This window comes from Anaerobacillus alkalilacustris, assembly GCF_001866005.1.
Classification (GTDB): domain Bacteria; phylum Bacillota; class Bacilli; order Bacillales; family Anaerobacillaceae; genus Anaerobacillus; species Anaerobacillus alkalilacustris.
Window position 1 is genome coordinate 136,157 of sequence record NZ_MLQR01000043.1, and the last position, 11,479, is coordinate 147,635.

Here is an 11,479-nt window from a genome sequence, read left to right on the forward strand (position 1 = left end):
GTTTTAAAATTGGTTAACTTGTTCCCGTATCGTAAAAACACTAATAGTCTTAAGAGGTACTATTTTTATGCATAATAACAAAAAAAGCAAACAAAAAGTCGTTTTTGTAATAGGTAGTATGAGAAGGGGAGGAGCGGAAAGAGTGATTTCTCTTTTGGCAAATAACTATGCCAAAAGAGGTTGGGGAGTAGATATTCTAACCCTTCTTGATGATAGTAATGATTATGAATTAAATAATAAAATTAACGTAAAACCAATATGTAATATGTCTAAGTCTAAACTGCGACAATTGCCTAAATGGATTTTTGATATAAGAAAACATATTGATGAAAATGAACCAGATGTAATAGTTTCATTCATAGCTCGGATTAACATTATAACACTATTAGCTTGTATTGGCCTTAAAAAAAATATAGTCGTTTCTGAAAGAAGTGATCCGGCAGCTGATGGAAGGTCTATATTTGTAAGGTTGGCAACGCACCTGCTATATCCTCTAGCTAATTTTGTGGTCTTTCAAACAGAATGGGCTAAATCTAATTTCTCTAATAAAATACAAAAGAAAAGTATTATTATTAATAACCCAGTCCACATTCGGGTAAAAGCCTCCGAGATTAGAAGAAAGAAGATTGTAGCCGTAGGGCGTTTAATGAAAGAGAAAAATCATACAATGTTAATTCGAGCATTTAAAGAAATAAACTCTAAATTTCCAGACTATAATTTGTATATCTATGGAGAAGGAAGTGAAAGAGAGAATCTGGAAAACTTAATTCATGAACTGAAGCTCTCACATTCGGTTTTTCTCCCAGGAAATGTTATAGATGTTCATGAAAAAATTGCAGATGCTGAGATATTTATCCTCCCATCAAATTATGAAGGGATGTCGAATGCTTTACTAGAAGCGATGATGATGGGGATACCATGTATTTCAACTGATTGTGCTGGATCAAATGAGGTAATAAAAAGTGATTATAATGGGGTGCTTATTGAGAGGGGAAATGAACAAGAACTCGTTATGAAGATAAGTGAACTCATCATTAATAAAGAAAAACGGTTGCTATTGGGACGTAATGGACAGGTATCGGTTCAAGAAATGAAGGAAAGTAAAGTTGTCTCAATATGGGAAAAATATTTAGAAATGAATTAACAAAAATTAGTTAGGGGAATCAAGATGAACTTATATGATCGTATCAAAAACAGACAAGAAAAAATTTCTTTGATTGGACTTGGGTATGTAGGAATGCCAATCGCAGTGGCTTTTGCAAAAAAAGTAGATGTAATTGGATTTGATGTGAATAGGGAAAAAATTGAGCAATATAAAAAAGGTATAGATCCTACAAAAGAAGTTGGAAATGATGTAATCCAAAATACAACTGTTGAATTCACCTACGAAGAATCAATGCTTAGAGATTCGAAATTTCATATTGTGGCTGTCCCTACGCCAGTCAAGGATGATCGTACACCTGATTTAACACCATTAGAATCTGCCAGTCGTACTTTGGGTAGAAACTTAACTAAAAACTCAATTGTAGTTTATGAATCTACTGTTTATCCAGGTGTAACAGAAGATATCTGCGTGCCCATTCTAGAGAAAGAATCTGGGTTGAAGTGTGGGGTGGATTTTAAAGTTGGATATTCTCCAGAAAGAATAAATCCCGGGGATCAAGAGCACAGATTAGAATCAATTATTAAGGTTGTTTCAGGTATGGATGAAGAGACGCTTGATATTGTTGCAAAGGTATATGAATTAGTAGTAGACGTAGGAGTATATAAAGCGGAAAGTATAAAAGTAGCTGAGGCTGCTAAGGTTATAGAAAATGCTCAGCGTGATATTAATATAGCCTTTATGAATGAACTATCAATTATTTTTAATAAAATGGGTATTGATACAAAGGCAGTACTTGAAGCGGCTGGAACAAAGTGGAATTTCCTAAAATTCTTCCCTGGCTTAGTCGGTGGGCATTGTATTGGTGTCGACCCATATTACCTAACATATAAAGCAGAACAAATGGGTTACTACTCTCAGATTATTCTTTCAGGTAGAAAAATAAATGATGATATGGGTAAGTATGTTGCTGAGAGTACAGTGAAAAATATGATAAAAGCTAATAAACAAGTAAATGGGGCAAAAGTTGCGATTTTTGGTATTACATTTAAAGAAAATTGTCCTGATGTTAGAAATACTAAAGTAGTAGATGTTATTAAAGAACTGGAAGAGTATGGTGTAACTGTTAAAGTCGTTGACCCAGTAGCAGATAAAGAAGATTTGTGGCAGGAATATAGAATTAATCCATGTGGAGTAGACGAGATAAAAGAGATGGATGCAATTATATTTGCAGTGCCACATGAGGAATTTAAAGATTTAAATTTAAATGATATTAAATTGATGTATGGATCTGCAGAGCCTATTGATTTAGAAGTAATGAATGAAGTTGCTGCAACATCTGAATTTGAAGCAGAAATTCAAAGAGATAGTTGTGTTCTAATGGATATAAAGGGGATGTTTGATCGAAAAGAAGCAGAACAAATTGGTTTTAAATATTGGAGGTTATAAAATGGGGTATCAAAATATATCGTTTCCTGAGGGAACTAGATTCTTAGTTACTGGATGTGCAGGTTTTATTGGCTCGAATTTAGTAGAAGCAATACTTAAATTAGGTTATGAAGTGAGAGGACTTGATGATTTCTCTACTGGGAAAAAAGAGAATGTGGAAGAGTTTCAATATAACCCTAATTTTAATTTTATAGAAGGTACTATCCTTGATCCTGATACATGCGAGGAAGCTTGTAAGGATGTAGATTATGTTTTACATCAAGCAGCATGGGGGAGTGTGCCTAGAAGTATCGAAATGCCACTATTATATGAAGAAATCAATATAAAAGGTACTTTAAATATGATGGAAGCAGCGAGAAAAAATAACGTACAGAAGTTTGTCTATGCTTCAAGTTCATCGGTATATGGTGATGAACCAAATCTTCCAAAAAGAGAAGGGGTAGAGGGCAATGTATTGTCACCATACGCTCTAACCAAAAAGGTGAACGAAGAATATGGAAGATTATATACCAGATTGTATGATCTTGATACTTATGGTTTACGTTATTTTAATGTATTTGGAAGAAGACAAAACCCTGACGGAGCTTATGCTGCGGTTATTCCAAAATTTATCAAGCAATTATTAAATGGTGAACAACCTACAATTAATGGTGATGGAAAACAAAGTAGAGATTTTACTTACATTGAAAATGTAATAGAAGCCAATTTAAAAGCGTGTATTGCAACAAAAGATGCAGCAGGACAAGCATACAACATAGCCTTTGGTGGTAGAGAGTATTTAATTGATATCTATAATAACCTTTGTAGTGCATTGGGAAAAGATATCAAACCTATTTTTGGGTCTGAAAGAAAAGGTGATATAAAGCATAGTAATGCTGATATTAGTAAAGCAAAAAATTTGTTGGAATATAATCCTGAATGGAGTTTTGAAGAAGGTATTGTGGCAGCTATTGACTGGTATAAGAGAAATTTATAGTATATTTAATTATTGTCAGATAAAGTAATTGAGTCAATTCACCCTAAAAAATTTTTTCAAAATACAATCAAAAGCTTTACCATGGAAATGCCAATTTTATTTAGTAGATTTACGGATTTAAGTTAGAATAAGATAGGATAGAGCTACTTTGAAATAGTTAGAACCATAAGATGCTATTGTATTAAAGGTGATTAATTGTGGTTCGTTTTATTGATTGTTAGTTAAGACTTTTTTTATAGTAGTTAAGGAGATAGTAAATATAATATGAAAAGATGGTGAATTTAAGTATTGAGCGAATTTATAGCAATAATAGGGGGATTATCTCTTACTTTTATAATTTATTTATGTATTTACTTTCGAATCGTTATTAAAAATATTGGTTTTGAATTAATAGATTGGTTTTTGCTTGGGTTAGCTACATTCAACGGTATCGGATTTTCCTTTGTAATTTGGGCAACAAACCAGGGCAAAAATACTTATGCTTGGTCACTATGGTTATCTCAATATGACACCAATCTTACTCTAATCTATTTCTCTACTAATATTATACTAGTTTTCTCTACAATTTTTGGTTGGCACTTAACAAAAAGTGTTTTTTCTAACAGAAGAGATGCTGCCACACCAATAGTTAAAAGTGATTTAGATAAATCAGTGGAAATTGTATCAAAAAAATTAATAAGGGTAGCATGGTTAATGCTGATTATTTCCATTTTAAGCTATGGAGTTTATACACTGCCATATGGTGGATTTGTAGGTTTGTTAGATTATACCCGGTCAATTAGGTCGGGGTTCGTATTTGTAGATAATCCGTTTAGCTTTTTACAAAGATTTGGTGGATTTGCTTTGTTTTCTTCATATATTTTTTATGGGCTCTTAATTGATAAGACATATTTGCCATCTATAAATAAGCGTAAAATTACTTTAGGGTTTATTATTTCATTCTTATTTTCTATTTACGTACTTTATAGTTGGGTTGGAAGGATATCCCTTGTAATACATTTATTAACATTCATTCTAGGGTATATTTTATATAAAAATAAATCTGTATTTAGACTTACAAGGAAACTAATTATAGTATTTATACTTGGTTTAATCTCTATAGTATTGATGGATAAAATTTTAGGAAGAACGTCTGCTGGTACAAGTGTTGTAGAATTGTTTGCAAAAGAGTTATCTTTTCCATTTGCTGTATTCGTTAATCATTTTAATCTTCAATACTTTAGTTGGTTTAAAGATATTGTTGTAGCTCCTGTCTTTATTTTACCCATGACAATTTGGTCAAACTTATTAAATATTGAAACGGCTTCTGAAGTAACCACATTTTTAATGTTAGGAGCAAACAAAGGTGAATCCGGAGTAACAGGGTCTATTCCTGTAGATATGCTTACATTCTCAATGATCCAAGGTTCTGTATTTGGGGTTATTGTAGTGGGATTCCTTTGGGGGGGGTTCTTAGTATTTCTGCAGCGATTGCGTTTCCTCATTGTAAATTACAGTATAAGTAATGTTATCTATGCAAATATCATTTTAAATGTAGTTATCTTAAGTGTGTTATATGGAGATCCCAAGCACATAATACTGAGAAATTTCCATATAATAGCTGGTCTTTTACTGCTATATTTATTTAGAAAAATTAGTTTTAAGGTAAAGTGAAATTGAACTTTTGAAATTGGGGCATTGATATGAAGAAAAAAATTGCATTTTTTATTCCCTCTTTAAAGATAGGGGGAGCAGAGCGAGTAGTTGTAAATATTGTTAAATATTTAGACCGTGACAAATACCAGATTAGATTAATTGTTTTAGATTATAATGGGCCATTTAAAAAAGAGGTTCCTAATGATATTGAAATTATAAATTTAGGACGAAAGAGAGTAAGAGAGTCAATTTTACCAATTACCAAAGAAATCATTAAATTTAAGCCTGATTACGTTTTTTCAACATTAGGTTATTTAAACTTTCTCTTAATCCTATTAATTAAAGTTCTTCAAATAAAAACTAAAATAATTGTTAGAGAATCTTCAACGCCATCAAAGTATATCAATCAATTACCAATAATCAAAAAGAAACTATATAGTTATCTTTATAAATCTTTATACCCTAAGGCGGATATGATTATAGCTCAATGCAATAGTATGCAGGAGGATTTAGTTAATAATTTTAATATAGATAAAAATAAAGTTGCAACAATTTACAATCCGATTGATATAGAAAGTATAAAGTTTAAAATGAAACAAAAAAATACATTTAATATTAATAATGTTAATATCGTGGCGGTCGGTAGATTAGTATACGCAAAAGGTTATGATATATTATTACATTCAATCAGTCTTTTGTCTGAAAAATATCCAAATCTACAACTTCATATTTTAGGTGATGGTCCGTTAAAAGAGGACTTAATACAATTAACGAATGATCTTAATCTAAATAAACATGTAAATTTTCTTGGGTTTACTGAAAATCCATATCCCTATATTAGGAGTGCGGACTTGTATGTACTCTCTTCAAGATGGGAGGGGTTTCCTAACACATTGCTTGAAGCACTAGCTTGTGGCACCAATGTTGTTGCAACTAATTGTAAGAGTGGTCCAAAAGAGATAATTGGGGATAATAATTATGGTTATCTTGCAAAAAGTGAAGATCCAATTTCTCTGTATGAAGTAATGTGTATGGCCTTAAATGAAAAAAAAGATACTCAGAAAAGGGCTGAAGATTTTAGTATTAATAAGATAATTAAAGATTATGAATCACTGTTTGATAGTATTATAGATGGTTAAATAAATTTTTTATACTTAATTATAATAGAAAAGAATGATTTTAAATGTTAAAACATTTACTGAATTATATACCAGCAAAGTTATTCCCGGGTGTTATAAGTTTTTTAAGTATTTATATTTTTGCAAGAATATTCACACAAGAGGAATACGGTAATTATAGTTTTGTGATTGCACAGCTTACACTAATTTCAGCAGTCTTATTCAGTTGGATCCGATTAAGTGCTTTTAGGTTTTTTAATATTTATCAAACACAGAGGTACTTGTTTTTTAAATATTTAATAATTATTTATTCTGTGGTATTCGCTTTTTTTCTTGCATTTATTTTAGTCTATTTACAGGTAACAAATTTTAATAGAGATATAAGCATATTATTTATCTTAGGCATTATTGCGATAATGTTTACAGTTAGTTATGATCAAATCGTGTCAATTTTAAGGGCTGATTTAAAATCAAAAACGTTTGCTTATTATGAAATAATAAAACCTACTCTAAAAATAATAATAATACTAGTGCTAGTATTATTATTTAATTTTAGTGAAACTTCAATAATGTATGCATTAATTATTTCTCAGTTAATATTAATTTCTCATTTTTTATTGGGTAATTTTAAAAGAGAGTCTTTATTTACTATGGCTAAATTTAAAACAGCCAAATATACAAGAAATGAATATTTAGCAATAAATAAAGATTTTTTATATTATGGACTACCATTAACACTTTCTTTCCTTTTTGCAAATATCACATCTACTTCGGATCGTATTATTATTAAGTATTTAATGGATGCTGAAAGTGTAGCTAAGTACACATTAGCATACGATTTAACTTCCTTTACAGTTACTAATGTATTTATGATATTAAATTTCACATTTGTCCCTGTAATTATGAAACTAGTTGACTCAGATAAGTTAAGTTTGTTGAAACAAAAAATCCTAGATTATTTTAATCTAATACTCCTCGTTGTTGCTCCCGTTGTGATATTCTTAGTAATTTTTGCACAGCAGGTGACGGACTTTGTTTTAGGGGACCAGTACAATACCCAGGATACAGTGCAGATTATTCGTTTAATCTCAATTGCTGCATTCATAGCTGGACTTAAGGCATATTTTTTTGATTTTTCTTTTCAATTTGGGAAAAAAACAAGGAATCAAATTTATCCTATAATGTTTGGTGGAGTTATTAACATTCTTTTAAACTTTATCTTAATACCTAAATTCGGAATTGTTGGAGCCGTTTATTCTACTATTTTAGCTTATTTAATCGCGCTTTTAATTAGTATTGTTTTAGGACAAAAAGTCTTTAAAATGTATATTGATTACAAAACATCAACGCAGATAATTTTAGGATATTCCACTATTACAGTAATTTTTATGCTCATAAAGATAGATGGGAGCTCTTTTGGAACTTTTATGATAAACATATCCATTTACCTTTTATTAATTATCGTTATCTTTCTTCTTTTTAAAAAGAAGATATTAAAAATATTAAAAGGGTAATTCTAATAGTTAGGGAAGCAGTGTGTGAATTGACTGAAAGCATATCAATTTCCACAATAAATCAGACAGATAAGACTTGATTTTAAGAAGAGAAGCGAAAACTCTTGCTATAGTTAATACTAAAACTGAGATTATACCAAGGTGATTCAGTGAATACCTAAACGGGAGTGTTAAAATGAAAATAGCTGTTTGTATAAGCAATAATAAAATTAAAATAAAGCATGCGATTCTTGATAAGTTTACCAATAAAATATTTAAAGATAACTATAACTGGGGCCGTAAATTTGCGGATTATTTAGATAAATACAATATTGATTATGATTTTATTAATATTGATAAAAATGACTGGTTAGAAGAGATTGAAAAATATGATATAGTTCTCTGGAAACCTGCGTTTATGGGACCTCAAAGCTCACAGCATTTTAGAAGTAAAGTTTATTTTATACAGCATATCATGAAAAAAAGAATTTATCCCAATTATGAATCTGTATGGCACTTTGATAATAAAATATCTCAGAGTTACTTCTTTAAATATAAAAAGATAAATGCACCTAAAACATTTGCAACATTTGATTATAATGAGGCTATGGCCAAACTTGAAGACTTTAACTATCCATTAATTTTTAAAGAATCAAATGGCGCAGGAAGTTCGGGAGTAAAACTGGTTAAATCATACAAACAATTGGTTAAAATTGTAAACAATAAGTTTATTTATCATAATATTATTTCACGTATTTTAAAATCAAATTTATTTGATAGATTTGGAGAAATCTATTTACAAGAGTTTTTGGAGAATAATAAGGCTGATTTAAGAATTAATATTATCGGTAATAAATATGCCACAGGATTCTGGAGAAAAAATAGATCTAATGATTTTAGGGCTAGTGGTAGTGGAAATATTGATTATGAAACTGAAATACCTGAGAATATAATAAGATATTGTTGGCAAATAAGTAGAGATAATAATTTTGATTCAATGGCATATGATGTTTTATTCAGGGATAATCAATTTTTTATAATTGAAATGTCCTATGGTTATGCTGATTCAGCAGTATATAATTCCGCTGGATACTATGAATTAGATGGTGAAGGAAACATTATAGAATTTAATAAAGGAAGGTATTGGCCACAAGAGCTTTGGGTAAAGTGGTTAATACAAAATGAAACTATTATATAACTTTTATGGAATCCGGTTTATGAAAAAAACAAATAATAGGTTCTAGTAATTAAAGTTCTCTAACCAAAAGTTTAATGTTTGCGAATAAGGTTGGATTTGAAGGGTGGAAGCAGATATGTCTATCTTAATAACTGGTGGGGCAGGGTATATCGGCTCTCATACAGTACGATATTTCCTAGACCAGAATGAAAATGTTATTATTGTCGATAATTTACAGAGCGGTCATAGACAATCAATTAATAAAGAACAACTCTATCATATTGATCTTAGAGATAAAGAGGAGTTAGACAAAGTTTTTAAATTACATAACATTGAAGCGGTAATTCACTTTGCTGCTAATTCCTTAGTCGGTGAGAGTATGACTAAGCCGTTTGAATATTATGATAACAATGTTTATGGAATGATGTGCTTATTAGATGTAATGAAAGAAAATAATGTTAGCAAAATTGTTTTCTCTTCAACGGCAGCTACCTATGGGGAGCCGAGGAACATTCCCATTCTTGAAAAAGATGAAAATAATCCAACGAACACATATGGCGAAACAAAATTAGCTATGGAAAAAATGATGAAATGGTTTGATCAAGGTTACGGTATTAAATATGTTTCTTTAAGGTATTTTAACGCTGCTGGAGCTCATGAGAGCGGAAATATTGGAGAACATCATGACCCGGAGACTCATTTAATTCCATTAGTTTTACAAGTTCCACTTGGTCAAAGAAATAAAATTTATATGTTCGGTGACAATTATCCTACGGAAGATGGGACATGTGTAAGGGACTATATTCATGTAATGGATTTAGCATCAGCACATTATTTAGCATTAGAGTATTTAAGAAATGATAATCCGAGTGAAATTTTTAATCTAGGAAATGGAAATGGCTACTCAGTTAAAGAAGTGATTGATGTAGCAAGAAAGGTAACGAAACATCCGATTCCAGCGGAAGTGAAAGAAAGAAGAGCTGGTGATCCAGCTGTCTTAATTGCTTCTTCAGAGAAAGCAAAAAGTATTTTGGGGTGGAAACCTCAGTTTGATTCATTAGAGAAAATAATTACTGATGCATGGAATTGGCACCGGAATAATCCCAATGGTTATTCGTCCTGATATTGCTACATGCTTCAAATGTAGATAGAGTAATGACTACCCGCTGAGCCAAATGGCTTGGCGGGCTTATTTGTGTTGTTTATTTTTTCCTAAAAATGCAATTCCTCATAATCAGTGGTCAAAACTTCAACCAATCTAGAACATCTATTCAAATAAAAGTAGAACAAAATAAGCGAGAAAAGTCTTTATAGGGGCTTTTCTCGCTTATTTTTATCAGGAAAATTGACAGAATAATAAGAAAATATCTAAGGGCAAAAAAGGGGGGATAGGGAATAATTTATAGAAATTTTTTTAGGGGTTTTCAAAGAGCGGGGTTGTTATGTCAACACCTGGAAACAAATTCGATGGCGGAGTTAACAGTGAGCGTTTTTTTATAAACCTCGTGCCATTTGAGCATTCGTTTTATGATATCTTTTTTAAAGTTTTGAATTAATTCTAAAAATACAAAGAATTCTTCCGCTTGGTTTTCAAATGTTTTCTCGTAGAGAACTTTTAACCATTTTGGCATTTGGTGTTTTTCTTTCGATTGGTCAAAGCCAGCTGATTTGTGTTGAAGTTTGTGGAGAACATTCCAAACTCGATACTTCTTTTGCTTCTTTCCGTAACAACGTGAGTATTTTGCTAATACTTGTTTTCCGTCGATACTAACGAGCCTAACGATTTTATCCGTATAACGAACAATGATTTTTTCTCCTTTGTATTCTTCAGGAGCTGAGTAATAGTTGCCATCAAAGGGCACTAGTGTACTTTTACGCACGATTTTTACTTCTTCTTCTACATACACAAAGTGCTTTTTTGGTGCTGACCTTTTGTAGCGATTTTCGTGCTGAAGTAATCGGTCAATGGTATCATTTTTTTCATTGTGCTTCTTTTGATTCAAGTGATGAAATATGTGATCCACTTTCTCTTGTAATTCCTTAAGAGAGCCAAATCCTGAATGATGGGTGAAAAGGTGTGTTTTTAAGGTTGCTACGGCATTTTCAACTGTCCCTTTTTGATTAGGGCGGTATGGTGTACAGAGTCTTACTTCAATTCCGTAATGTCTTTCTAGTTCTTGAAATAATGCTGTTAACTTAGATTGTCCGTCTTTGTATTTCTTATGGCGTGTTGCAATCTTCATGTTATCGATAAGTAAAATAGGAAAAGTCCCGCCAATATGTTTATGGCAAACTAAATATGTAGGTAATGGCATTTAATTTGTGTAGGCCCTAAGGGGCATATACAGATAAAAAAAACCACTTGCCAACCTCTCAAAATAACTTTAAACTCCTCGTTGGACCAACAACGTTTGACAGGAGGATAAAATAGGAGATGTTAGCAGTGGCACAAATAGATTATATCAGACATCAAGTAAATCAAAAAGGTGAAACTTATGCCAACGTGGCAAGAAAGATGGATATAGATCC

Annotated in this window: 9 protein-coding genes; 8 read left to right on the top strand and 1 reads right to left on the bottom strand. The window is 31.2% G+C overall.

Features of this window, described 5'->3' with window-relative positions; genetic code table 11:
• The first annotated feature begins 67 nt into the window (after positions 1-67).
• The 8 genes from BKP37_RS16580 (at position 68) to galE (ending at position 10,073) form a co-directional block, all read left to right on the top strand.
• The gene (locus tag BKP37_RS16580) at positions 68-1,144 is read left to right on the top strand and encodes a glycosyltransferase family 4 protein (protein WP_071310728.1); all 1,077 of its coding nucleotides are present in this window, start codon (positions 68-70) and stop codon (positions 1,142-1,144) included.
• Between the two features lie 24 nt (positions 1,145-1,168).
• Positions 1,169-2,551 (top strand): nucleotide sugar dehydrogenase, encoded by a 1,383-nt coding sequence (locus BKP37_RS16585; RefSeq protein ID WP_071310729.1) that lies wholly within the window; start codon positions 1,169-1,171, stop codon positions 2,549-2,551.
• Position 2,552: 1 nt separating this feature from the next.
• Complete coding sequence (locus BKP37_RS16590) at positions 2,553-3,527, top strand: SDR family oxidoreductase (protein WP_071310730.1); 975 nt, start codon at positions 2,553-2,555, stop codon at positions 3,525-3,527.
• Between the two features lie 288 nt (positions 3,528-3,815).
• The gene (locus tag BKP37_RS16595) at positions 3,816-5,180 is read left to right on the top strand and encodes an O-antigen polymerase (protein ID WP_071310731.1); all 1,365 of its coding nucleotides are present in this window, start codon (positions 3,816-3,818) and stop codon (positions 5,178-5,180) included.
• Positions 5,181-5,209: 29 nt separating this feature from the next.
• The gene (locus BKP37_RS16600) at positions 5,210-6,301 is read left to right on the top strand and encodes a glycosyltransferase (RefSeq protein ID WP_071310732.1); all 1,092 of its coding nucleotides are present in this window, start codon (positions 5,210-5,212) and stop codon (positions 6,299-6,301) included.
• Between the two features lie 44 nt (positions 6,302-6,345).
• Complete coding sequence (locus tag BKP37_RS16605) at positions 6,346-7,794, top strand: lipopolysaccharide biosynthesis protein (protein ID WP_071310733.1); 1,449 nt, start codon at positions 6,346-6,348, stop codon at positions 7,792-7,794.
• Between the two features lie 175 nt (positions 7,795-7,969).
• Positions 7,970-8,971: an ATP-grasp domain-containing protein gene (locus BKP37_RS16610; RefSeq protein ID WP_071310734.1), complete on the top strand. Its 1,002-nt coding sequence runs from the start codon at positions 7,970-7,972 to the stop codon at positions 8,969-8,971.
• A gap of 115 nt (positions 8,972-9,086) precedes the next feature.
• Positions 9,087-10,073, top strand: coding sequence for a UDP-glucose 4-epimerase GalE (gene galE, locus BKP37_RS16615; RefSeq protein ID WP_071310735.1), 987 nt, complete (start codon positions 9,087-9,089; stop codon positions 10,071-10,073).
• Positions 10,074-10,395: 322 nt separating this feature from the next.
• Here the strand turns inward: galE and BKP37_RS16620 are convergent, their stop codons facing one another.
• Positions 10,396-11,265: a Mu transposase domain-containing protein gene (locus tag BKP37_RS16620; RefSeq protein WP_071310736.1), complete on the bottom strand. Its 870-nt coding sequence runs from the start codon at positions 11,263-11,265 to the stop codon at positions 10,396-10,398.
• Positions 11,266-11,479 lie beyond the last annotated feature (214 nt).